Annotated in this window: 23 protein-coding genes and 1 pseudogene; 10 read left to right on the plus strand and 14 right to left on the minus strand. The window is 68.8% G+C overall.

Annotated elements, in window-relative coordinates; genetic code table 11:
* Nucleotides 1-911: 911 nt before the first annotated feature.
* From AC0693_RS36320 to AC0693_RS36330, 3 genes and pseudogenes are all read right to left on the minus strand, one after another.
* Nucleotides 912-1,388, minus strand: a pseudogene (locus AC0693_RS36320) (hypothetical protein).
* A gap of 250 nt (nucleotides 1,389-1,638) precedes the next feature.
* Complete coding sequence (locus tag AC0693_RS36325; protein WP_478804254.1) at nucleotides 1,639-3,558, minus strand: ATP-binding protein; 1,920 nt, start codon at nucleotides 3,556-3,558, stop codon at nucleotides 1,639-1,641.
* 248 nt (nucleotides 3,559-3,806) lie between these two features.
* Nucleotides 3,807-4,073, minus strand: a complete 267-nt coding sequence (locus AC0693_RS36330) for a hypothetical protein (RefSeq protein ID WP_478804255.1) — start codon at nucleotides 4,071-4,073, stop codon at nucleotides 3,807-3,809.
* A 589-nt stretch (nucleotides 4,074-4,662) separates the two neighbouring features.
* Between AC0693_RS36330 and AC0693_RS36335 the strand changes: the two genes are divergently transcribed.
* Together AC0693_RS36335 and AC0693_RS36340 are read left to right on the plus strand one after the other, a co-directional pair.
* The gene (locus AC0693_RS36335; RefSeq protein ID WP_478804256.1) at nucleotides 4,663-5,025 is read left to right on the plus strand and encodes a hypothetical protein; all 363 of its coding nucleotides are present in this window, start codon (nucleotides 4,663-4,665) and stop codon (nucleotides 5,023-5,025) included.
* Between the two features lie 5 nt (nucleotides 5,026-5,030).
* Nucleotides 5,031-5,381 (plus strand): DUF6233 domain-containing protein, encoded by a 351-nt coding sequence (locus tag AC0693_RS36340; protein ID WP_478804257.1) that lies wholly within the window; start codon nucleotides 5,031-5,033, stop codon nucleotides 5,379-5,381.
* 72 nt (nucleotides 5,382-5,453) lie between these two features.
* Here AC0693_RS36340 and AC0693_RS36345 read toward each other — a convergent pair whose 3' ends face one another.
* Nucleotides 5,454-6,041 (minus strand): hypothetical protein, encoded by a 588-nt coding sequence (locus AC0693_RS36345; RefSeq protein WP_478804258.1) that lies wholly within the window; start codon nucleotides 6,039-6,041, stop codon nucleotides 5,454-5,456.
* 237 nt (nucleotides 6,042-6,278) lie between these two features.
* On the opposite strand from AC0693_RS36345, the gene AC0693_RS36350 reads away from it, so the two are divergent.
* Complete coding sequence (locus AC0693_RS36350) at nucleotides 6,279-6,941, plus strand: hypothetical protein (RefSeq protein ID WP_478804300.1); 663 nt, start codon at nucleotides 6,279-6,281, stop codon at nucleotides 6,939-6,941.
* A gap of 18 nt (nucleotides 6,942-6,959) precedes the next feature.
* The gene (locus tag AC0693_RS36355) at nucleotides 6,960-7,289 is read left to right on the plus strand and encodes a type I-E CRISPR-associated protein Cas6/Cse3/CasE (RefSeq protein WP_478804301.1); all 330 of its coding nucleotides are present in this window, start codon (nucleotides 6,960-6,962) and stop codon (nucleotides 7,287-7,289) included.
* A gap of 384 nt (nucleotides 7,290-7,673) precedes the next feature.
* On the opposite strand, the gene AC0693_RS36360 is transcribed toward AC0693_RS36355, so the two are convergent.
* From AC0693_RS36360 to AC0693_RS36370, 3 genes are all read right to left on the minus strand, one after another.
* The gene (locus tag AC0693_RS36360) at nucleotides 7,674-8,138 is read right to left on the minus strand and encodes a hypothetical protein (RefSeq protein WP_478804259.1); all 465 of its coding nucleotides are present in this window, start codon (nucleotides 8,136-8,138) and stop codon (nucleotides 7,674-7,676) included.
* 309 nt (nucleotides 8,139-8,447) lie between these two features.
* Nucleotides 8,448-8,792: a hypothetical protein gene (locus AC0693_RS36365; protein ID WP_478804260.1), complete on the minus strand. Its 345-nt coding sequence runs from the start codon at nucleotides 8,790-8,792 to the stop codon at nucleotides 8,448-8,450.
* Between the two features lie 360 nt (nucleotides 8,793-9,152).
* The gene (locus AC0693_RS36370) at nucleotides 9,153-10,214 is read right to left on the minus strand and encodes an outer membrane protein assembly factor BamB family protein (protein WP_478804261.1); all 1,062 of its coding nucleotides are present in this window, start codon (nucleotides 10,212-10,214) and stop codon (nucleotides 9,153-9,155) included.
* A gap of 560 nt (nucleotides 10,215-10,774) precedes the next feature.
* On the opposite strand from AC0693_RS36370, the gene AC0693_RS36375 reads away from it, so the two are divergent.
* Nucleotides 10,775-11,494, plus strand: coding sequence for a DUF6193 family natural product biosynthesis protein (locus AC0693_RS36375; RefSeq protein WP_478804262.1), 720 nt, complete (start codon nucleotides 10,775-10,777; stop codon nucleotides 11,492-11,494).
* Between the two features lie 130 nt (nucleotides 11,495-11,624).
* On the opposite strand, the gene AC0693_RS36380 is transcribed toward AC0693_RS36375, so the two are convergent.
* Both AC0693_RS36380 and AC0693_RS36385 read right to left on the minus strand, forming a co-directional pair.
* A complete protein-coding gene (locus AC0693_RS36380; protein WP_478804263.1) occupies nucleotides 11,625-12,914 on the minus strand; it encodes a ParB/RepB/Spo0J family partition protein in 1,290 nt (429 codons plus the stop codon).
* Nucleotides 12,911-14,071, minus strand: coding sequence for a ParA family protein (locus AC0693_RS36385; protein WP_478804264.1), 1,161 nt, complete (start codon nucleotides 14,069-14,071; stop codon nucleotides 12,911-12,913). The genes AC0693_RS36380 and AC0693_RS36385 overlap by 4 nt, the downstream gene beginning before the upstream one ends.
* A 280-nt stretch (nucleotides 14,072-14,351) precedes the next feature.
* Between AC0693_RS36385 and AC0693_RS36390 the strand changes: the two genes are divergently transcribed.
* The gene (locus tag AC0693_RS36390; RefSeq protein ID WP_478804265.1) at nucleotides 14,352-14,840 is read left to right on the plus strand and encodes a hypothetical protein; all 489 of its coding nucleotides are present in this window, start codon (nucleotides 14,352-14,354) and stop codon (nucleotides 14,838-14,840) included.
* A gap of 95 nt (nucleotides 14,841-14,935) precedes the next feature.
* Here AC0693_RS36390 and AC0693_RS36395 read toward each other — a convergent pair whose 3' ends face one another.
* Entirely contained in the window at nucleotides 14,936-15,820 is an 885-nt protein-coding gene (locus tag AC0693_RS36395) for an AraC family transcriptional regulator (RefSeq protein ID WP_478804266.1), read from the minus strand.
* Between the two features lie 508 nt (nucleotides 15,821-16,328).
* Here AC0693_RS36395 and AC0693_RS36400 point away from each other — a divergent pair.
* Nucleotides 16,329-16,541 (plus strand): hypothetical protein, encoded by a 213-nt coding sequence (locus tag AC0693_RS36400; protein WP_478804267.1) that lies wholly within the window; start codon nucleotides 16,329-16,331, stop codon nucleotides 16,539-16,541.
* A 299-nt stretch (nucleotides 16,542-16,840) separates the two neighbouring features.
* Here AC0693_RS36400 and AC0693_RS36405 read toward each other — a convergent pair whose 3' ends face one another.
* Nucleotides 16,841-17,002: a hypothetical protein gene (locus AC0693_RS36405; RefSeq protein WP_478804268.1), complete on the minus strand. Its 162-nt coding sequence runs from the start codon at nucleotides 17,000-17,002 to the stop codon at nucleotides 16,841-16,843.
* A 3-nt stretch (nucleotides 17,003-17,005) separates the two neighbouring features.
* On the opposite strand from AC0693_RS36405, the gene AC0693_RS36410 reads away from it, so the two are divergent.
* Nucleotides 17,006-17,923 carry an NADP-dependent oxidoreductase gene (locus AC0693_RS36410; RefSeq protein WP_478804269.1) on the plus strand — a complete coding sequence of 306 codons (918 nt, stop codon included), beginning with the start codon at nucleotides 17,006-17,008 and terminating at the stop codon, nucleotides 17,921-17,923.
* Between the two features lie 196 nt (nucleotides 17,924-18,119).
* Here AC0693_RS36410 and AC0693_RS36415 read toward each other — a convergent pair whose 3' ends face one another.
* Nucleotides 18,120-18,908 carry a hypothetical protein gene (locus AC0693_RS36415; protein ID WP_478804270.1) on the minus strand — a complete coding sequence of 263 codons (789 nt, stop codon included), beginning with the start codon at nucleotides 18,906-18,908 and terminating at the stop codon, nucleotides 18,120-18,122.
* 1,101 nt (nucleotides 18,909-20,009) lie between these two features.
* Here AC0693_RS36415 and AC0693_RS36420 point away from each other — a divergent pair.
* Together AC0693_RS36420 and AC0693_RS36425 are read left to right on the plus strand one after the other, a co-directional pair.
* Nucleotides 20,010-20,660, plus strand: a complete 651-nt coding sequence (locus tag AC0693_RS36420; RefSeq protein WP_478804271.1) for a hypothetical protein — start codon at nucleotides 20,010-20,012, stop codon at nucleotides 20,658-20,660.
* A gap of 54 nt (nucleotides 20,661-20,714) precedes the next feature.
* Nucleotides 20,715-21,131, plus strand: a complete 417-nt coding sequence (locus tag AC0693_RS36425) for a hypothetical protein (protein ID WP_478804272.1) — start codon at nucleotides 20,715-20,717, stop codon at nucleotides 21,129-21,131.
* Nucleotides 21,132-21,551: 420 nt separating this feature from the next.
* Here AC0693_RS36425 and AC0693_RS36430 read toward each other — a convergent pair whose 3' ends face one another.
* Together AC0693_RS36430 and AC0693_RS36435 are read right to left on the minus strand one after the other, a co-directional pair.
* A complete protein-coding gene (locus AC0693_RS36430; protein ID WP_478804273.1) occupies nucleotides 21,552-21,983 on the minus strand; it encodes a VOC family protein in 432 nt (143 codons plus the stop codon).
* A 211-nt stretch (nucleotides 21,984-22,194) separates the two neighbouring features.
* Nucleotides 22,195-22,677 (minus strand): WapI family immunity protein, encoded by a 483-nt coding sequence (locus tag AC0693_RS36435; RefSeq protein WP_478804274.1) that lies wholly within the window; start codon nucleotides 22,675-22,677, stop codon nucleotides 22,195-22,197.
* Nucleotides 22,678-22,916 lie beyond the last annotated feature (239 nt).

Here is a 22,916-nt window from a genome sequence, read left to right on the forward strand (position 1 = left end):
ACCCATCCTCCCGACCTGGCTCAACGAGTCAGGCCCTCGATGGGGGTCAACTTTCATCCGCCGCCAACGGTCCACTTTTCACCCGCCGCCGACAGTCAGCAGCGGCCCTATGCCTTACCGCGCACAGATTCCGTCGGAGAGCGGTCAGGCTGCACGTCTGCGCCGTGGCTCCATCCACATCGTATCCCTGCCTGAGTGTGCTGCAGTAGGACATCGGCAAGGGCTGCCGCTCGCGAAGGGGCTCAACGAGTCGGCGAATGCGGCCCGCGGTCGTGGCGGCTGGGGACGGGCGAGAGTGGAGATCTGGGCACTGCCCGCGAAGCAGGACCAGCCACCCGCGCTGCTGATGACAGAGGCGGGGCGTCGTGTCGGGCTGCGGCGGCGGCCCGCTCGGCGGCCTCCCGGGCGTGGTGGGACAGGGCGGCGGTGCGCATGTCCTCGCGCAGGGCAGCCTTCCTGCGGCGAGCGGCCGCGGCCTCGTGGTGTCGCCCGCCGCGGGGACAGCTATCGATCGACGTCGACGGGCACTCCACGCATCTGCAGCCGGGCCTTCAGGAACTCCATCTCCCACAACGTCCCCACCAGACCACCGTGGCTCAGTTCCACGACCAGTTCGCGAGCCCGTGGCAACGAAGTCGCTGCGACCTCCCGAAGGACCTTCATCGCTGGGACGAGACTGGGAACCGAACCGACCAACCGCAGTCTGGCGGACCCATGCGCTGCGAGGAGAGCTTCCCGAACGTCATCAGGTGCCGGTCCTGGACCAGCGTGTTCGCACAGGGAGGTGCCACAGGACCCGCAAGAGAACTCTGAATCCCACCACAACTCATCGTGAAGGATGAACTGGTTCACCTGCCGCACCGCCATGCTGCCGCACTCGCAAGGCGTTGCGATCTTCGCGGTCTGACCAGTCACGCGGGCTGCCCGACGTTCCACTCCTTCGGCAGATCCTCGCCGCAGAAGACGCATACGAAGTCCTTCTCCCGCACGATGTTGAGCTCCCTGCAGGCGTGGCATCGGCGAAAGACCACCTCGTGCGTGAATCCGGACGGTCGATGGATCCCGATCACATCCAGAGCCTCGGCCACGGCCGGCCATGATCTGGCATCCGGTCAGTAGCCGGTCGACTGGTTGCTGACCTCCTCGACCACCCACCGCCCGGGCTCCTCACGGAAGCTCATCTCGCCGGCGCTCAGCACCTCTCCGCCGCCGGCGCAGAGCACGTGCTCACTGCGGCGCGGAGCGAGTCGCAGTACCCCGCCGCCATCGACGACGAACGTGAACGGCTCGGCCAACTCACCCAGGGTCAAAGCCGAGACCCACTCGCCGAAGTCCGCCGCCGAGCGGATACTTCGGCCCCCACCACCTGGCCGGGCGAGCTCCTTCAGCTCAGCCGGACCCACATACCGGTACCTCTGCCCCCGCGTCTCCGCGCACACCAACCTAGTGGCTGGCACAGCCAGGACCTGGGGAATTACAGGCTCTGGCAACGGTCGTAATCGTGGATGTGGCGAGGCTTCGGCGTCAGCCATCAAGACTCGGTGCCAACCGTCAAGACCGACTGCGCTGCCATGGTCCTCATCGTCGTCGCCTGCCTGTGAGCCGGGCGGGTCGATCGCCGCCAGTCGACGCTGCTGACTACTGGTCGCGTTCGCTGCGGTTGATGGTATTGAGGCGTTGGCGGATCGCAGCTGCCGCGTCGGGTTCGATGCCAGTGAAGATGGCGAGGGCTTCCTGCCAGGTACGAGTTGCCTGGTCCGGTTCCCCTGCGGCTGCCTGGAGATCCCCCAGATCGCGCAGGACCTCCGCGTAGGAGTACTCCACGCCGAACGGTCGAATGAGTTCTGCGGCCTTGTGCAGGGTGATGACGGCGTCGTCGGTGCGGCCCAGCTGATGGAGGATCGCGGCCAGTCGTTGGAGTGACAAGCCTTCAAGGACCACGTCGCCGATCTTGCCGGCGGTGTCGATGGCTTCCCGCATGTGGGCCGAGGCCTGATCGTAGAGTCCCAGGCCGCTCAGGGCATTGCCGAGGTTGCTCAGGCTCACGGCTTGATTCCGTCGGTGGCCGATGGACCGATAGATGTCGAGGGCTCGCCGACTCTTCTCGGCCGCCTCCGCGTAGCGGCCGAGCACGTTGTACGAACGCGAGAGGTCCCCCAGACAGGCGGCTTCGCCGAAGGCATGGCCGATCTGTCGGCCGATTTCCGCTCCTCGTCGGAAGTAGGCGATCGCCTCCTCATCGCGGTGCGCGTTCTGCAGTGCGCATCCGAGATGGCCGTATGCCCACCGCTGGCCGAGGTGGTGGTCGAGATGCCGGGCGCAGGCCAGACCCATTTGATGAACGGCGACTTGGTCGACGACGTGGCGAACGGTATCCAGGTAGCAGTCGAGCGCGTTGGGGAGTTGCCAGCCCGCTGTGTGCTGGCCGGCCGCGGGGGCTTGGCGGACGAGGGTCACCAGAGTGGTGTGTTCGGCGGCGAACCAGGTGCGGGCGTGGTCGCGGTCGGTGAAGGCCAGCGGGTGGCAGGTCGCCGGTCGCGGGTCGAGGGGGACTTCCGGGTGCTGGGGGTAGTAGGCGTACAGGGCGGCGTGCGCGGTGTGCAGGTACCAGGTGTAGAGCCTGCTGGTCGAGGCGTCGAGGGAGTCGGCGGGTTCGTCGGCGGCCGCGCATTCGGCGGCGTAGTCGCGCAGCAGGTCGTGGAACTGGTAGCGCTCGCCCGCGGTCACGGTGAGCAGATGGACTCCTACCAGGGTGTCCAGCAAGCGACGGGTCGCGGCGCGGGTGGTGCCGGTGAGTGCGGCGGCCGCGTCCAGGCTGATGCTGGGCCCTGGGTGGAGCCCGAGCAGGCGGAAGGCACGGGCTGCCTCCTCGGGTAGGGCGTGGTAGGACCAGGAGAAGACGCCGCGTACCGCGGTGGTCTCGTCGTCGGTGGCCAGTTCGTTCAGGCGCTGGTGTTCGGTCGTCAGGTCGTGGACGAAGTCTGCGATGGTCAGGTGGGGGCGGGCGGCGATGCGTTCGGCGGCGATGCGCAGTGCGAGGGGCAGGTGCGCGCAGTGGTGGGCCAGCTGGGCGGCCGCCTCTGGTTCCCGGTGGGTCCGGGCGTGGCCGATGATCCCCGCCAGCAGGGTGTGGGATTCGGCGGGGGTGAGGATGTCCAGGCTGATGCGGTGGGCGCCGTCGCGGGCGACGAGGCCGGACAGCCGGCTGCGTGAGGTAACCACGACGAGGCAGCCCGGTTCGCCGGGCAGCAGGGGGCGGATCTGTTCGGGTGTGGCGGCGTTGTCGAGGACGATCAGGATCCGGTGTCCGGCCAGGAGCGAGCGGTAGAGGGCGGCTTTGGCGTCGGTGGTGTGCGGAATCCGGTCGGCCGCCGTGCCCAGCTCGGTGAGGAAGGAGTCGAGGACCTGGTCGGTGGAGGGGGGCGGTCCCGCGTCGTAGCCGTGCAGATTGGCCCACAGCTGGCCGTCGGGGAACCGGTGCCGGGTGCGGTGGGCCCACTGCAGCGCGAGGGAGGTCTTGCCGACTCCGCCCGTGCCGGCGATGGCGGAGATGACCACCGCCGCTACCGATGGGGCGTTGTCCTGGATGCCGAGCAGCCGGTCGAGCGTGTCGAGTTCCGCCTCGCGGCCCGTGAAGTGCGTGACGGCCCGTGGCAGCTGCCGCGGAGGGGGCCGGTGTTGCTCGGCCGGGCGGCCGGCGTGGTAGTGGACGACCTGCTGGGCGTGGCCGACGGCGAATCCGCCGTGCTCGGCGGAGACGGCCCGATGGCTGGTGGCGGGTGTGGGCAGTGTGGCGCCGGGTGCGCTCAGCCCTGGGGCGGGCCCGGCTGCGGAGGGTTTCCGAGCGTCACGTCCCCCACCCGCAGGGCGGCCACCGACCCGTGGTCGGCCCTGACCTCCACGCGGCCGCCCACCGCAACGCCGTGGGCTCCCGCCGAAACCCCGCCGGGGGCAACCTGCTCCTGGACCAGGGCCCGCAGCTCGGCCACGACTCGCTCCCGCTCCGCGCCGGCCACGTCTTCCAGCACGGCCTCGAACCGGGTCTGCCAGGAAGCCTCCTGACGCAACCGCACGCGCTCGGCCTCCACCGCTGGCTGCGCCTCCAATGCACCGGCAGTACGGTCCAGCCGCTCCAGTTCCGCGAGCTCCCGCTCTCCGTCCCCGCGACCCAGCAACCGGGCCGCCCGGACTCGGATCGCTTCCCATGCCTGTGTCCCCGCGGCCTGGACCACAGCCGTACCACCTGCCGTGGCTAACGCCACAAGCCCCTCTTCGAGCATCCCCGCCCCTTCACTCACGCCCGACGCACCATCCCTGCAAACCGCAGCTCCGTCGTGATGTCACGCAAAAGCTCCGCGGGCATTCCCTCTCCTCCGACGGTCAGCGTAGGTCGCCTGCAGGACCAAGGTTGGCCGAACCGACGAGGTCACCATGGGGGTACCGACGGCGTGACGGGGTTGCTGCCAGTACTGGGCATGTCCCCCGGACCAGCCGGGAGGGGCGGGCGTCCGTCCGCCGACGCAGGCGAGGTAGTGCGGCCGAGCTTGCCGCCCCGTCCGCGGCGACGACGGTACGGCGGGCCAGGCCGATACTCGCCGTGCCACTGCGGGGGCCCCGAGCACCCACTTCCCTTTCATTATCGAACAGGCATACGATTCAAGAGTGACCAGCGACGCGACCCCCTTCCCGGACGACCTCCTTCAGCTGCAGGAGCGTCTCCACCGCGCACACGCCGAGCACCGCGCCTTCCTCTCCGGGTTGCCCTGGAACATGGATGCCACAAAGGGCTGGGCCAGGCGTGAGCGTTGCTCCCAGTCCGGTGGCATCCCCGACAGCCTCGGGTGGAGCGCCGCGCAGAAGGAGAGGGCCGACCGGATACGGGAGGAGATCCGGGCGCTGTCGATCGCCGTCGTCGGTCACTCCCACTGGGCGACGGTCACACGCGGGTCCGTCGTGAACCCGCGCACGATGCTGACGAAGCAGGGCCGCCTCGACCAACCCGACGGCCGGGCCGAGGCGGCGTAACCGCGATGGCGGACCCGCTCCTGCCCCTGCCACCGGCACTGGACCAGCTCCTGGTGCTACGCCGGTGGCTGGAGCTGACCCTCGCCCGGGTCGATGAGAGGATCAGCGCCGTTCGAGCCGACGAGGCCGAGAGGACCCGCCGCCGGCCGCCGCCGGAGCCGCCGCGCTGGTGGATCGAGTACGGCATCAGCGCCGCCCGCCGACCCGAACGCGTACATACCAGCGCCTGTCCGGTCACCAGCCGAGGCCGTGCGGCCACGCGCGAGACGGCCCGGGACCTACTGCGGGCCGTGCCGTCGGTGATCGCGTGCCCGCTGTGCCGACCCGACAGCGAGCTGGGGCTGCTCGACTGCTGACCGAACTCGAGCAGGGGCGGCAACGGAGGCTGGCGTCGGCCGGTGGCCGCCGCCCTTCAGCTGCCACAGGGCTCAGGGGCGGAGGTAGTCCATCACGTACCGGCGGGCGGCCCGTTCGCTGGTGCCGAGTGCGGTCGCCACCACCTCCATCGGGATCTCTCCGACCTGCACCTCGCGGGCCGCGCCCTGCCCCACGTCGGCGATCATGTGCCGGAGATCTGCCAGGGCTTTCAGGGCCACCAACGGGTCCTCTTCCGCGACCGTGTCCAGCTGTTCCCTCAGGGCGGTCAGGAGCACGAGGAGCGGCTGGGGCAGGGACACCGCGTTGTCCCGGACCACAGTGAGATGCGCGTGGTAGTCCGCGATGGGACCCAGCAGATCGACGTCCGCCTCGTACAGGGGCCGCCGGTCGTCCAGAACCGTCCAGTCGAGCGGATACTCCGCCATGCCGCGCCAGCCGCACGCGCACGCACCGCGAAGCACCGCCGCCCTCGGGCGCCCGTACCGGCCGTCGTAGGCGTGCCAGATCGTCGACGACGGGACGTGGCCACCGCTGCCCACATCGAAGTACACCGGCCCCGGCTCACTGCCGTCCTCCAGCAGGACACCCACCGACCCCTCGTGCGCCGCGCCCAAGTCCGTCAGACTCCGGTCCACCACGACCACCCCCTCCCACCGCGAGCCCGCCGTCCGGTGTGGTCCAGACGGCCCGACCCCAGCCTGCCGCACCTCGCCGGGCCGCGTACCCGGATCCTGAGGAAGCGTCACACTCTCGATGGGCCGCCCCCTGTCCGAAGACGCACCCGGCCTCAAGGTCCCTGCCGGAGACATCGGTGCCCGGCGTAGTCGGCAGGCGGTGAGGGCCTTGGGTGCGCGACACTTCGCCGAGTGATCGTGATGCAGCCCGTCCTGGAGATATACACACCCGACGGCTTCGACCTCTGGCCTGTCGCGGAGAGCGAGCCGTTCAGCTTCCTCGCCCTGAACGGTGAGCTCTCACCCGCCGAGGTCGGGACAGCGATGATGCGCATCGCCGGCTGCAATGACTCCGCCCCCGACGATGACCGCCCGCCTTGTCCGGCCGACGCGCTTGACTGGTTCCTTCAGGGACTGCTGACCTTCGACACCCTCTTCGCAGCCGGCGGTCTGCGGGTCACAGACGACTCCACAGGCATCACGTTTCTGCCCGGTTGCTGCGACGGGCTGGAGGACTGGCGCGACTGGTACCAGCTCGTCGACAGCGACAGCCTGCTCGGGTTCGGTCACGACCCCGTCTCACCAACTGCGGAACGCTCCGGCAAGATCATCCGGCTTACGGTGAACGTCGACCAGGGCGACAGCCCGGTAATCGAGCTCGGCGTAACCGAGCTCAGCCACCTGCTCTCCGGCGTCGAGCGGGACCTGACCGCCTTCTTCACCCTGGCGACCAAATGGTCCTCCAGACACCTGCCTCGCCACTGCGGCTCAGTCACGGCCGCTCTCGCCCGCGTTCTCGACCTTCCCGCGTCAGTCAGTCCCGCGCAGTCGGACACCATCCCTGCCACCCCTCACCGCGGGTGAACGAGCCAGGGTAAGCCGATATCGGAGAAGTTCCGCGGCGCCCGCGTCCCCCACAGCAATCCCGACCACGTCAAGAACTGGTTCCCACGACGCCTCCAGGTCGAGGGAGAATCGCCGTCCGGCGAGGGCGGCCTGGTCCGGATCGGGGCCACCGCCGAACCCGAGGAACTCGGCGTCCGCATGCTCCCGACCGTCTCCGGCTCCGCCTCCCACGAGGGCCTGCGGATCGCCCGCGCGGAGATCCGCGGATCCTTGACGGTCAACGACCCGGAGACCCTGGCGGAGGCCTTCTCCAATGGTCTCGGCCCCGCCCGCGCCTACAGCTGCGGCCTCATCCTGACCCGTTGACGAGCCGTTCGGCCCCCGCGGAACCGACGTGGCCAGTCGTCGTGCTGACGGCCGACTTTTGTCCGCGGACAAAAGTCGGCCCCAACACTTCGTAGAACTGTGCCCTTCCCCCACTCGGTCGGCGGGGCAGCGGCCAGTGCCTCGCTCCGCAGCACCTGTAGCTCATCTGGACACGTACCCCATCGGAGGCCCAGCCACAGTAGAAGCGGACGGCCTCCTCACCCCTCGCTACGTAGATCATCTCCAAGAACGGTGGCCTGCGGCTTCCAGGAACGCTTCACGATCACCGACGTCCGCAATGTCGGCGAGAAATAGGAACGCCCGCCACGGGAGCGCACGGTCGTAGGCTGGACGGCTGGTACGTCGGCGTTGGGGCGCCCTCGGTCAGCGGGGGCTCAGCACCGTGGCGGCCGCGGCGATGAAGGCGACGGTTGCTTCCTTGGCCACATGCCGCCGCGCGTCCAGCTCGGTCCGGTCGATGGCCTTGCGCAGGGCGTACGTGGCATCTGCGGCCTGCTGGGCGGGGCCGGCCAGCTCGGGGACCAGGACCTGAAGGCGGATGTGGGGCGCGGTGATGGCCGCCCGGGTGTCGTGGGACCTCGTCTGGGCCTCCAGCTGGTGCTCGGTGCCGGCCTCGGTCAGGGTCAGACGCTCCCGGTGGAACATCGCCGAGCGGTGCGCGTCCAGGGCGGCCGCGAAGTCGGTGACGGCGCCGAGCTGGTCCTGGCGGTGACTTTCGGCGCGCTCCTCGGTGCGTGCGGTGCGTGCGGAACGGTGCTGGAGGAGTCCGGCGGTCAGGGCACCGGCGAGGGTGCCGAGTACGGCAACGATCGAAGGCCATATGGACATCAGGTACGGGGTCCTCTCGAGCACTTGGTTGCGGTGGTGAGGCCGTCGGACAGCGAGGCACGCGGCGGCGCCTTCCGCGGCAGGGGTACGCCTGCGGCGCGGCGCTCCGGACCTACCCTGGCGGCCATGATCACTTGCCCCGAGCCGACCTGCACACGAGACGCCGGATGCACATACCGGCGCGCTCCCCGTACTCGGCAACATGCTTCTTGTCGCTGACGGAGCGTCTCCAGCCGTGACCACAAACGTTTCTGGCCCTCGGCGCCAAAGCCACACCCCAGCCCCTTCGAACCCACCGAACCCAGCGAGTCAGTCGCTCACCGTGTCGAAGGGCTCGTCGTGCCAGCGCCAGCCGGCGGTGCCGTCGTCGTAGATGTGCAGCAGGAACTCGGCGACCTGGCCACCGTCCGGGAAGGTCATGGTGAGCGCGCTCCGGATCCGATTGAAGCAGGCATCGGCCCGGTCCCAGTCCTCGGCGTCGACGGCTCGCTCTTGTTCTGCGAAGAGGGAGCGGAACTGTTCAAAGCCAGGAAGTGTTTCGACTTCGGCGTGAGTCCACGGCATGTCGGCGCCGGTCACGGTCAGCCGGGCGATCTCGTAGTCGTCGTGGTGCAGCCGCCAGATGCTGCCGGTGGTCAGGTTCTGGTTCGCCATATCCCCATGATGACGATCAGCACTGACAGGCCGGACGTGAGGTGATCAGTTCGGCGTGGACTCGCCCTTGAGCGAGGTCGCGCGTGGCCCGGCCTGCCCCCGACTTTTGTCCGCGGACAAAAGTCGGGCACCTCGCGCCACTGGTGCTGAACGCCTCCAGGGCAAGACGCGGGTGCACTCTGTGGTGATCCGCGCCCGGCATCGTCGCCGACAGGTCCGTTCGCCGCGCCAGGGCGAGAGCGACCCGCCACGTAGGAGAGCCATGTCGCCGGACGTTCGTCGGTCCCCACCAAGACCTCCCGTATGCCAGCCGCTCTGCGCCCTGCGCCACTCCACCCGCGGACCGCGCTGATCGCGAGGCTAGACCGCCTCTTTCGGATCTTGCCGAGTGGGCCCATGGACAAGCGAAGGCCCCGCGTCGCCTCCGGACGTGGTCGGCTGCAGGGATTCCGGGGTGAGAGCGAAGGAGCCGAAGGTTCCCTTAGCCACGAAGAACAGCCCGCCGTCGCCGTTCCCCGCCAGCCCGTCCAGGCGCTGAACAGGCAGCGAACAACCCTCCGCGGTCCTGCCGTCGGGCCCCAGCCGGCGGATGCCGCCGTTCGCGTCCCCCACCAGGAGACCGTCGGCGTACGGCAGCGGGCCGGCCACCATCCGCCGATCCGGCGCGACCGACCACAGTGACGTCCCCTCCGCGGGATCCACCGCGAGGAACCCGCCGCTTGAGCGCAGCATCCAGACCGAACCGCGAACATATCCGACCGCTCCGAACGGACCGTAGGATCCCAGCCGCGCGGGTTCGTCCGCACCGATCCCGAAGGTGACCAGCGAGGAGTCCTCGCAGAGCGCCACCACCCGCTCCGCACCCACCGGGACGAACGCCGTCGCGTCGGGCCCCCTGAGCAGGGCCGGCAGCCGCCACCGCGCCAGGTCGCTCCCGTCCGCAGGATCGAGGAGAACCGCCTCGCACCCGCTGCCGGTCAGCACCCCGCCGCCCCACGCGAGGGTCCGTACGGACGTCTCCGGCGACGGTGTCGTCCACCGGACGCTCCCGTCGGCGAGGTCCAGGCCGGTCATCGGCGTGTAGCCACGCCAACCGCCGATGACCACGGTGTCCGAGTGGACGGCGAGGTTCCCGGTCCACCTCGGTGTCGGGGCGCTCCACAGCAACGCGCCCGTCCGCAAGTCGATGCAGGACAGCAGGTCCGGCGTTTGCGGCAACACCAGTACGCGGTCCCCCGCGAGGACGATCCCGCGCGGCCAGGAACCGAGCGGGACGTCCCAGCGCACCGCACCGTCGGCGCGCTCCAGGCAGACCAGCCGAGTGTGCCTCTCGTGCATGACGACACAGTCCGGCCCCACGACGAAAACAGAAGCGCCGCCCCGCTGGTGCAGTTCGCGCTCCCAGCACACCGTGGCGATCATGCGGGCCATCCCACCACAGACGGCTCGCCCCAACAGCGGCACCCCCGGACCTGGGCCGCGACCTACGACGAGCTCTACGAGCGCTACCTGGAGTCGGACGATGTTGTCGTACCTCCGACGCCTCACATCGGGGCTACGTGGCAGCCCTCCTCGGGCGCTACCCGGACGACGACAGCAGTGTCGTATGGGCGTCACCGCCGGTCATCGAGGAGGCATCGGGGCCGCTGGTGTAGCTGCTCATGTCCTACGGCAACGCTGAGGAAGTTTCCGAGTGGTCCGCCGTGCTGGCGCGCGAGCGCGGACTCGTCTGCTTCGACCCACAGAAGGAATGCCTCCGACCGTGAACTGCCTGTTCCCTCAGGGGCAGACCAGAGGGAGACACCCGACCCAACCTGTCCCCGACTTTTGTCCGCGGACAAAAGTCGGGGACAAGCGCACCACCCCGCGGGCCGGGGATGACAGTCCGAGGGGGCCCTGAACCACAGCGGCGGAGGCGCGCCCGCCTGCCAGACTCGATGGTGTCCGAGATACCTCCCGGCGATGCGGCGCCGAGCGCTCCGATGAGCGAGTACGCGGAGTTCTACCCCGAGATCGTCCGGACCGGGTCCTTGCGGAACGTCCTCCAGGAGCTGGCCGATCACGCCGGTCAAGGGCTGGCGGTCGAGCTGACGTCCGCACCCGGCTGGCGGCAGGTGGCCGCGCGGGTGGAAATGGGCAGGCGCTCGGCCGAGGTCCGGATGGCCCGCGGCGAGCGGAGCTTCTCCGTTACCTGCTGGACCGGTGGAGTCGGCATGGCCATCGGCCACACCCAGGACCTGGCCGAGGTCACCGGAGCCCTGCATTCCTGGATGCGGGGGCCGCGGGTACGGGAACTCGTCGGGCGCTGGTCCTTCCTGCGGACCTGGGAGCTGGCCGAGGCCCATGAGCGGGGCGGGGCGGTCCCGGTGCGCTGGCGTCAACTGCGTGAGTTCGCCGTACGCAAACCGGACCCGGCGCTGCACGAACTCCTTGGAGCTGCCTTCGCGCAACCGCGGCTGCGGGTCCTGTCGCCGGGGCGGAGCATGTACTGGCTCGCCTTCAGCCGTCGTGCCGCACCGCCCATCTGGCACGACCTGCCCCGGACCATGTCTCTCGGGAAGGGCCGCTACCGCATCCGGTTCGCCGACGGCCGACTCCAGGAAGTGGACGACGCGGCGGTGGCCGCCGCGGTCATCGTCGCCGGCCTCCCTGACGACGCGCTCCCCGGCCTTGATCGCGCTGTAGGCGGGGGACAGCGCTGAGGTGGGCTTCCAGCCTCCGCACTACCGCTCCCCCGACACGAGGGGCCCGCCGCACGAGATCTCGTGCGGCGGGCCCCTCGTACAGATCAGCCTCTGCTGTTCGTCACCGGCTCCGTGTCCGGTTGCTCCCCTAATTCGTGTCGATCAGGAGCATCGTCAGCTCGACCCGGTGCTTGGCCGACATGTTCGCCCAGATCGCTTCGTACACGGAGCTGGGGTCCTGCCACGACACTGCCGTCGTGTCCACTCCCCTGGCCTGGGACGGGATGCCCCCCTCCGCCTCGCGCCCGGTCGCGGCCTCGCGCTCGACCTCATGCACCGGGGTCCCCGCTACGGGCGCGGGCGCGCTCGGGGTCGGCTCCGACACCGGCGCCTGACTCCCCCGTACCGGCTCACCGGATTCGGCTGCCGTCACCGGACCCGTCACCGAGCCCGCCACAGCATCCGCAACCGGCCGCACCCCCCGTTCCGCGGCCACCGCCGACCCGCTCTCCGGCTCCCGACTTTTGTCCGCGGACAAAAGTCGGGCCGGCTCCGCAGCCCGATCGGCCGGCTCCGCAACAGCCGGGACTCCCCCGGCCGGGCTCGCCCCAGCCGCCCGCACCGGCTCCGCGACAGCCTCCTGCGCCTCGCGCAGCAGCTCCCGCTGGGCCGCCTTGACCTGAGCCTCCTGGTCCTTGTTCGCCTTCAAGAAGGCCAGCAGCTCGGCCGCGTCCGCGCCCGGCCGGTCCTTCGCCGCCCGGGCCAGCAGCCGGCCGTCGCGCTCCGGCAGCTCCCCCGCGCTGAGCATGCTCTGAATCTCCTCCGGGAGTTCCAGCAGCACCAGCTGGTTGGTCACCCACGACGGCGAGCGCCCCAGCCGCTCCGCGGCCCGGGACTTGGCCCCGTGCTCCCGGCCCTCGTCCTCCACGCAGGTGTCGACGAGCTGCTGCACACCACGCGCGCGTTCGATGACGTCGAAGTCCTCGCGCTCGAGGTTCTCGGCCAGGAGGTGATCGATGAAGTCGGTCCGCGAGGTCGCCAGATCGTCGCGCACGACGACGTCCAGCGATTCCAGCCCGACGTGCTGCGCACTGCGGAACCGCCGCTCGCCGTTGATCAGGACGTACGAGGCCGCCCCGATCCGCGGCGCGTGGTCCGGCCACAGCCCCAGGTACGCCTCGCGGCTGACCGCGACGCATGCCGAGAGCTGGGCCTCGCGCAGCTCCTCGCCGAAGCGGGTCTTCTCCTCGTCCGTGCCGAAGTTCCGGCGGGGGTTGAGGGGGGTCGCCGACACCTGGTCGAGGGGGAGGCGGATCAGTTCGTACGCCGGTACGTCGCCCTGCGCGAGGGCCTTGGCTCGCCCGCGCTCACTCCGTCCGCTGCTGCGGCGGGCGTTGCTGAAGGCGGCGCCGGTGCCGAGGAGGTCGCTCTTGCTCATGCCGAGATCCTCCGGGCGATCTCGCGCATGGCCTCGGCCTGCTCGCAGTCCGGTGCGTAGTGCAGCAGGGGCAGCTTGACGCGGACGGCCTCGCGCTGTTCCTTCAGGTCGCCGATGACCGTGATGACCGGCGGGTCGCCGAACTCCTTCCAGCTGTTGAGAGAGGAGGTGACGACGAAGCCCTTGCGGCTGTCGTAGAGGTTGACGACGAAACCGAGCTGGGCGATCTCGATGTCGAGGTCGTCGATCAGGTCTTCCAGCTGCTCGCTGAGCATGTCGTACGCATCGGCGGAGGTGTCCTCGGCCTGGACCGGAACGATGATTCCGGAAGACTTGGGAGCCTCGTCCTCGCGGGTGCGCGCGTAGTAAAGGGCGGTGTCCATGGTGTAGCCGAGGCTCGGGGGGCAGTCGACGACGATGTAGTCGAACTCCTCCTCCAGTTCCTCCAGCGCCTTCTCCAGAGCGGTTTCCTTCGTCCGGACGTGGCGGGTCGTGGCCAGCCGGGCGTCGAGGAGGAAGGCGTCCTTGCAGGAGGGGAGGAGGAAGAGGCGTCCGGCGAAGACACCGTGCTCGATCGGTACGAGCAGCTCGCGGACGCGGCCCTCGATCTCACCCAGCATGTGCTTGGCCAGGCTGGGTTCCTTGATGCCGAGCATGTCGGCGCCCAGGTGCCGGGTCAGGTGGCCCTGCGGGTCGAAGTCGATGACGCAGACGCGGGCACCCGTCTCGGCGAGGGCCTGGGACAGGCCGTTGCTGATGGCGCTCTTGCCCACGCCGCCCTTCTGGTTGCAGACCACGACCCGGCGTGCACCCTCGCTGGAGGGCCGGCGCCTGCCGGTGGGGGAGGGGTGCGTGTCGAGCCACAGCCGGATCGACTGTGCGACGCCCTGGTTGTAAGGGACTTCGCGCGCCCGGCACTCCTCCTTGAAGTCCCCGTAGAGACCGGTGGGGAGGTAGGTGGAGAACGAGGACGCCCCGGAGGTGTCCACCGCGGTCGCCGCGGATGCGTCGGCACGCCAGGCGTGGATGCCCTCGGTGACGGCGTCCTGGATGTCCACGCCCAACTGGGCCGCGCGGACCTTGAGTTCCTGCCGCAGGGACGCCGGCAGCTTGGCGACTACCTTTTCCCTGACTTCCGGATCGTATGGAGCGGTCATGCGGGTACCTTACTAACCTCTGGCTCGGAAGGCGAAGCGCCACACCGATGTGTTGCCGTCCCGTTGTCCTGTCCTCTCGAAGCCTGGGCGGTCCCGGCACGGTCTGCCCACCTGGCGTGCGTCCGCGTCAGGTAGGGGCAAGTGAGGCAGCGTTCCGGTCTTGCCTGGGTACGCCAAAACGTCTGTCCCTGTTGGCCATCACGGCTGGCAGGAACGAGGGCCGAAGGGGAGCGCCTTCCGGAAGGCGCTCTTGCGTTCGACCCTCTGGAAAGATCGTGTGGTGCTGCGAACCCTTGAAATCACCGCCGAACTCACAGGCCTCCGCCAGAGCGAGCAGTCCCACAACCTGCACTGGCAACGGAAGCTCGAACTCAGCCTGGACTGCTTCATCTGTGAGCGCACCGGGCGCACCACCCGCCTCGAACACGGAGAGGAACGAGCGGTCTGCACGGGCGACCAGCGCTCGGAGCACCCCACCGCGGCCCGGATAAGCGGCTTCGATGTCACCGATGGGCAGGACCGGCTGATACTTCGCTCACTCGTCGACCACTGGTGGGCCCCGTTCCACGACGCCAAGCGAGACCAGCCCGGTAGCGCGCTAACGGACTGGGTCCGCCTGCACCTCGGTTACTACTGCCCCCAGTCACGGCAGACAGGATCTTTCAACGTCCAGAGCAACATGGTCCGGCCGGTGCAGCGAGCCTGTGCTCACTGCACGGAACCGCTCGCTACTGACGTGCAGTCTCCCTGTATCCGGCTTCTCACGTAGTCCCTGCAGACCGGAGACGCTGCACACGGCCTCGATGCCCAGCGACACCTGGGACACCTGGGACACGACAGCCCCACGGCCTCAGCCACCTCCTGTCAGCCGTGCTCCGGCTCAACGGGAAGCCACAGCTCGGCGTCGGCGTCAGCGTCGGTGCCGGGCTTGTCCCCTGACATTCGGATGCGCAGTAGCTCAGGGCCGGTGCGACTGCGGTACGGGTTCGACGGGAACCACTCGGTGAAGACGTCCCGCCACAGCTCCTGGATGGCCTGTGGCGCTGGTCCGGAGGCGGAGAAGACCGCCCAGGTGCCGGCCGGGACGGCCAGCGTGGTCACTCCCTCGGGCAAAGCCGGGGGAGCGGAGGTGATGACGCCCTGGTAGTAGTCGAGTTCGGTGCCCTCGGCGCGGCTGGGGTCCAGGTCATCACAGACCGCGACGATGCCGCGGGGCTCCTGATCCGACAGCTTCTCCAGGCCTTCCAGGGCCGGCCGATCGATCCCCCGGACGAAGTCGATGATCGCCTGGTTGGGTCCCGCGTGCACGAGCGGTACCCGCGCCTTGAACCCGACGACGTTGAACTCCGCCTTGTCCACGATCCGGTATCGCATACTGCTGCTCCCTTCGATGGTGAGGCGGAAGGCCATCCGGGACTGGGAGTTGAGCGCGGCGCCCGTACGGCGGGCCTCGCCCGGCCCGACGCCGTGCATGGCACGGAACGCCCGCGCGAACGCCTCGCCCGAGCCGTACCCGTAGCGCACCGCGATGTCCAGCAACGTCTCACGCCCCGCGATTACCTCGGCGCCCGCGAGGGTCAGCCGACGGCGCCGGACGTACTCCGACAGCGGCATGCCCGCGAGCGCTGAGAACATCCGCCGCAGGTGGTACTCGGACGTGGCCGCGATCCGTGCCAGCTCCTCCACCTCGATGGTCTGGTCGAGATGACGCTCGATGTGCTCCATCGCCTGGTTCAGCCGCTCCAGCATCCCGGCCTCCTTCCTCTTGACGACCACTACGCTAGACAGGAGCCACCGGGGCGGACCCGACATCTCGTGCCCGATCAAGTCGGGTCGACGACGGCCCCGTCCATTGAGGACTGACGGCTGACCAACCCACCGAAGATCGGCCGCCGCCTTCCGGTCAGCGGCAGCTCGAAAGTCGCAGGAGGGCCTCGCTACGGACGTCGGGGTCTTGATCCGACGTCAATGAGTCTCTCAGCAGGATGTCTCGACCCATCGGCGGTCATGCATCGGTGCGAGCGGTCAGCCTCCGGTGGGGACAGGACAGAGCAGGCGCTCCAAGCACGGATTTCCGGCGCACCCGCCCAAAATCGACCCACAGAATGGCCCCTCAGAGGCCCGATCCCAATGGCCCCTGGGTGATGAGACCTTCCGTCGCCTCACAGCCCCTCAGCGGGCCTCTCAGGGCGTTCTTGCCATCCTGAACTGCAAGTGAGGCTCCTCAAACTCCTCTGATCGGCTCAATTGCGAGTGCGTGCTTCAAGCCCTCGCGTTGGCCGGCCACGCGGGCTACTGGGCCAAAACCATCACGAAGATCAAGGGCAGTGCCGTCGCTGAGCTGGACCTCGAAGGGTTCGAGCCGGTACCTGAAGTCCAGGGCCTCGCGGACATCTGGTGGCAGGGCAAGAATTCGCTGGTTGCCGTCTACCACGGCGAAGCCTCAGGCTTTGACGCCCCCACTGTCTGAGGGCCCACATTTACGACGGCCCCGACACATGGGGTCGCAGAGGCAATTGACACGCCGATGACCAAGCTCGTCGACCCGTCGTCGCCAGCTGAGCACCTACTTAAGCGAAGAGGCTTCCCGATGAAGAGGCGGAACCGTAGGGCCTGTTCTGATGGCCCGCTAAGTGACTGCCGCCTGACAGCCACACCTTCCCTTGGAAACGAAGCTCAGGTGCCAGCGGCCATTGAGGTTTCCCCTCGTACGGTCACGTCTGCCGTCACTTTCCGTCGATCTGCCGGGGTCTGAGTTGATGGTGGGAGTCAGGCCACGGATGGGTCCTGGGCGCTGACGGCGTTGCTGTCGGTGGTGGTTTTGGGAATACGGATCCGCGCTTGGTCTTTGAACGCGTTGGCACGGTCGGTGTCGGCCCTCTGCTGTGCGGCGGGCCACGTCTTGTCCGAACGAGAGAGTGCGGTGATCACGCAATGCAGGCGGTGCGGTTTCACGAGTACGGCGGGATCGATGTGCTGCAGGTGGAGGAGGTGGAGCGGCCGGTGCCCGGTCCTGGGCAGGTGCTGGTCGAGGTCCGTGCGGCCGGGATCCAGCCGGGCGAGGCGCACATCCGCAACGGTGCCCTGCATGACCGCTGGCCGGCGGTGTTTCCCTCCGGGCAGGGGAGTGATCTGGCCGGCATTGTGGTGGAAGTCGGCCCGCACGTCCGGGGCTTCGGGGTGGGCGATGAGGTTGCGGGCTTCACTCACCGGCGGGCCAGCCATGCGCAGTTCGTCGTGGTCGACGACGTGAACCTGGTCTCCCGTCCGACGGGGTTGGCCTGGGAAGTGGCTGGGGCTCTGTACGTGGCCGGCACGACCGCCTACGCCACCGTGTTCGCGGTGGACCCCGGCCCGGACGACACGGTCGTCGTCTCCGGTGCGGCGGGCGGAGTCGGGTCGCTCGCCGTGCAGCTCGCGCGGCGGCGCGGCGCCACGGTGATCGGGCTGGCGAGCGAGCGGAACCACGCTTGGCTGAAGGATCGCGGCGTCCTGCCGGTCGCGTACGGGCCGGGTGTGGCCGAGCGGATCCGTCAGGCGTCCGGCGGCAGGGTGGACGCGTTCATCGACACTTTCGGCGACGGCTACGTGGCACTGGCAGTAGAGCTGGGGGTGCGGCCCGAGCGAATCGACACGATCTGCGACTGGCAGGGCGCGGCCAAGGTCGGCGCGCGGACCTACGGAGAAGGTGCGGCGGCGTGTGCCGTCGTGCTCGGCGAGCTGGCCCGGCTTGCCGCGCGCGGGGAGCTGGAGGTGCCGATCGCCCGCACCTATCCACTGGAACAGGTGCGGGACGCCTTCCGCGAGCTGGAGCAGCAGCACACCCACGGCAAGATCGTGCTCCGGCCCTAGCCGCGGCTGCCTGAGGCGGGCACAGATCCATCCGGGCTCTCGACCCGTGCACAAGCACTCCTGCGTCGCACCGGTCGCGGGAGTGCCCCACCCCGCCGCCCACCCCGATCTCACCTCGGCATAGCGGCCATGTGGCGGGCGCTTCATGTGGCTTCTCGGCCACCCATGGTCGCTTCTATACCGCTGGCGGCCGGGGTCAGAGGGCCCAGGGCAGTCGGACGGCTTCGATTTCCGTGTCGTTCAGGAAGGCCTCGATGAGCGGGGAGGGGCCCGCCACCTTCGTGGCCCAGAGGTCGTAGTCCGTGCAGAGGACCCAGGACCGGTCATGGGCCCAGAGCTTGGACGGGGTCCAACCGTCCTCCTCCGGGTGGTCGTACAGCACCTTGGCATCCGCGAGCGTGCCGGTCCGGACGTGCAGGTTGTCGAAGTCCTCAGCCCTCTGCAACAGCGGGTTGTAGTAGGCCAGGCATCGGGTCTGCGCACCCTGCGGGCTGTGCTCGGTGAGGATGTCGACCAGGCGGTTCCAGTCGGTCCGGTCCAGGCTGCCCTCGGCTGGCGCGTCGATGCCGACAGGCCAGCCGCTCGGCTCCCGGAGCGAGGGGAAGGAGCGGTAGCAGGGCAGCTGACCCTCAGAAGCGACTGGATCACCGGTCCGCCGGGAGAGCTCCGCCCAGCGCAGCCGGCGCCAACGGGGGCCGCGGTGCGCGCCCGGCGCCCCGTTGAACACGTCCCCGGGGTCGAGGCCCGGAATGATCTCGGACCCGCCTCGATTCAGCACGGCTCGCCGATACGCGACATAGGACATGTCGGTGGGCCCGAGATCGTGCTCGTACATGGAGTGGAGAACCCAGGCGGCGTCGGGCAGTGCCGGTGGCATGAAGCCGGTAAGCCCGTCGTCATCGGTCAGCTCCCGCAACCAAGCCGTCTCCCCAGCCGCAGTCAGCGGCCACCCAGCGGTCGCCAGCGCAGCGGATCCCTCGTTCATCCGCTCAGGATCGCACCCGCCGCAGCGACAACGGTCCGCCCCCGTCAACGACGGCTGCGTGACCGGTGTTCTTGTCCGTCGTCATCACCGGACCGTGAATCCCAGGGGCCAGCCCCTGGACCCCGCCAGCGCCTGGCCGCGCTGGACCGGCCGTGGCATGGGGGGCTACTCGCCCCCCAGACCCCCTCGCCAGGCGCTCGGGCGCCCTGGACCCGCTCCCCCTCGCGCCCTGCCCCACCTCCCTGACGGTCGGTGGTGCACCCCTCGGGCGCTGGGCGCCCTCACTGGGCACGAGGGCCATGCAACATCCGTACCCCACCACGCATGTGGCTGAGGAGGGGATGGCCCTGTGAGTTCGCTGACCGCGCGCAGAAGCAAGTGCAGGTGCGTCGGCTGGTGTTCGGCGAGTGAGCTAGCAGCCAGGCCAGGGGAGACCGATGTGAAGTACGAGCCGGTCCTGTGTCCTGTGTGTGGGTGTGTCCTCGGGAGCACAGCAGCCGCTCCAGAAGGCCCCCGCAGAGTGCTCATCAGGCGTCAGATGTGCCCGGTCCGAGGGGAGATGAGCGTCCCCGAGGCCGTCGGTCAGGTTGCGCTCTTTAATAAGAGGGCGCCGCGATTTTAAGCCTCTGACCTGCGGGTTCGTCGGAGGGTATGTGTCCCCCAGGACACATTTGGTCCTTCGGAATGTATACCTGGCGAGCACATTTCGCTGAAAACTCAAGCAGCGCTGTACTTTCTGACGCCGCCATACGTCCCGACGTCGTCGCAGGTCAGAGCGTCGGCCCTCGACCCGACACAGCGCCTCGGCTCGAACGCCGAAACACCCGAATGTGCCGCCATCACGACACACAAAAATCAAGGAGCCGTGTACTTTCGGCGCTTGTTCGCAAAATAACTTCACGACTGGTGTACTTTCGGCGGCCGGATCGAACAGTGTCTCCCCGAGACCCCACCCAGAGACGACTTTCGACGCGCCGACGCGGCAAAAGACAAGCAGCAGTTGATTTTTTGGATACCCTCGGACCGCCTGAGTAACAAGGAGGTCCTGTGACATCTGATCCGCCCGCCCGTCGTCGACAGCGCGGGCCGCGGCCAGTCCCCGTGCCCACAGCGGCAGGGAACGAGGCCGAGTACGGAGACATCCTGGCCGTCCTCGGTCAGCAACTCGGGGAGCAGGTGGCCAGCGCCGCCGACCCCAGCGGCCGACGTCGGCTCAAGGGAGTCCACTTCGAGTACGCGGCCGACCCGAAGGCCGTGCACGACATGGCCGGGGGCGCCGGGTACAGCTTGGCCAGCAACTGGTTCACGCAGCTCCTGGCCCAGCTCGCCGTGGCGAACAGCATCACCAAGTCCCAGCTCTGCGTGTTCCTGTTCGTGGCCGGCGGGCAGATGCCGGGTACCGGCATCACCCAGTACACGCAGCAGGAGATCACGGACGGACTGAACAAGATCGCCGCTCAGAAGGGCGGCAAGATGATCACGCGCTCCACGGTCAACCGTGCCGTCCAGGCGCTGTGCGGCTACAACTGGGTGGAGAAGGCGGGCAACGGCCGGATCCAGATCAACGTGCGCCTGTGGTTCCACGGGAACAGCACGGCCCAGCACGAAGTGCTCGCCGACATCGCGGAGAAGCACGAGTACGACCCCGGGGCGTTCCCGTACGCGATGGGGCCGGAAGGCGCCCATCAGGAGGAGCTGGACCTCGATTTCGGGGTAGAGGACAGCTTTCGTGGAAGGAAACGAACCGGGTGATAGCGCAGCCAGGCCAGTACACAGGCGACCGTTCACGAGGAAGGCTGTCCTCCCATGGCTAACGTCATGTCTCCGATCGTCGCGGAGCGCATCTGGGCCCTGCCCCTGTCAGGGTCCGCCGTCAAGTTCCTCCAGTACCTCGTCTCACGCAGCGACTTCGGCGGGACGCTCCCGGTCCGCCAGAAGGACATGGCGGCCGAGTACGGCGTCACGCCCCAGGCCGTCAGCGGGCTCATGGCGCCGCTGTGCGACCTGAACATCGTGCTGCGGCCGCGCAGTGAGGAGCGCACCGGCAACTCCTACCGGCTGCACCCGCTCGCGGCGAAGTACGAGAGCCCGGAGGCCATGGAGGCTGCGTTCCGCGCCGCGCTCGCGCGCATCCAGGCGGGGGACCTCCCGAACCTGAAGCTGCCGACGTACCACCAGGCCCCGCCCGCCCCGACGGGCCGGCCGAAGCTCCAGGTGGCCTGACCGGGCCGGAGACGGCGGCGGTACAAGCCGACAAAACAGCCCGACAAAACAGCCCGACAAAACAGGCTGGCAAAGACAGAAGGCCCCCACCGAGGTGGGGGCCTTCTGCGCCTGAGTAACAGTTGGTGATCCCACTATATCCGCGGACCCCGCATCCTGACAGCTGGATCGCGCCACCGGCGGCCGCCGTGTCACGCACTCGCCCAACCACCCGCCGCAGGAACAGGGCCGATGTTGGCCGGGCAGGACATGTGTTCTGCGTCGGCCCTTCGAGGGTGCGCCGATAGGGCCGAGGTTCGCCCGCCAAGCAGACAGCCGGCCACCCGCGGAGTCGCTGAGCTCAGTCCAGGCCCGGGTGTTCACTGCCAGAGGTCCCCGCAAGACGGCTCGGCTCCCACCCCTCTCAGTCTCGGAAGGGAATCAGGCGAGGCAGAACTCATTGCCCTCGATGTCCTGCATCGTGATGCACGACTCGTTGACGCCATCGGCGCGCTGCGTCAGCACGTGCTTCGCACCAAGCGCCATCAGCCGTGCGCATTCGGCCTCGAGCGTGGCCAGGCGCTCGTCACCCACGAGCCCTGTGCCGACCCGCACATCAAGATGCACCCGGTTCTTGACGACCTTCCCTTCGGGAACTCGCTGGAAGAGCACACGCGGGCCCACACTCGAGGGATCGGTACATGCGAAGTAGACCTCGTCCTCGGGCGGCAGCGAGTGCTGGTAGTCCTCCCACGTGGCAAAGCCCTCCGGGGCCGTCGGTACGACGTACCCCAGCACCTCGGACCAGAAGACACCGAGGCGCACAGGTTCCGCACAGTCGAAGGTCACTTGGAACTGCCTGATCGTTGACATCGGCGCACGATAACAGGGGCCCTGCTCATCTCACCGAGCGGGTGGATCCACACGTTGCCGGGAGGATGGCCCCTGCCATCCGCTGCTCTGCCGCGCGGTCACAGGGGTGAACCGGAGCCGGTGCCTCCCCCAAAGAACGGGACCCAGGCCCGATCTCAGCCTCACTCTCGTGCCAAAGGTCAGTTACGAGACAGTCTTCGACTCACGTTGATCAGCGGGCCGGGAAGGAAGCCAGGGCACCATCCCACTGGTCTGCTGCGTGAAGCAGTGCAGCTGTGTTCACGCGCACTTCCACGAAGTACTGGTAGATGTCCGGCCTGTCATCACCCTGGCGCCATGGAGGTGTCGCTTCCAGGGACAGATGAAGGCGAATCGTCGCCCCGGTTTCGTCTCGCTCAGCGAGGCTGAAGGCCAGGACCGGCTCGTTGAACCACGTGTCCGGGGAAAAATAGCCTTCGGCATCAGGCCACGTCACAGCTATCGTCCCGGCGGCTGCCGCACGCATCCACGCACTGACCTCACGGGCTTCATCGGTCAGCAAAGCCGGATCGCTGAAGGACCACACGCCGTCGGGAGTCGTCACCGTGCCACCGATAACGAGCCAGTTGTCGTCGTAGCGGTCGCCCTGAGCAGCAGGGAACTGATAGGCCAGCGGGCGCAGCTCGACGCTGGTTGCATGATCACTCAAAAGCACTGCCGCAGGATGTCACGGCCCTCGAGGCTTGCCCAGCGTTGGCCGACGATCGGGGCGACGCCGTGACAGGTGGCGGCCTGATCCCGTGGAGGCCACGGTCTCGGAACAGAGCCCACAGGACGTTGACGCGGCGGTGTGCGAAGGCGGCCAAGCCGGTCCAGCCACGGATGGCAGTCCCGTCCCAGGAACGTAAGGCCTCCTACGTCCCTCCCTCGGCTCCACCCGCCCCGCCCTTCAGT

The organism is Streptomyces sp. NPDC043876, from assembly GCF_056435825.1.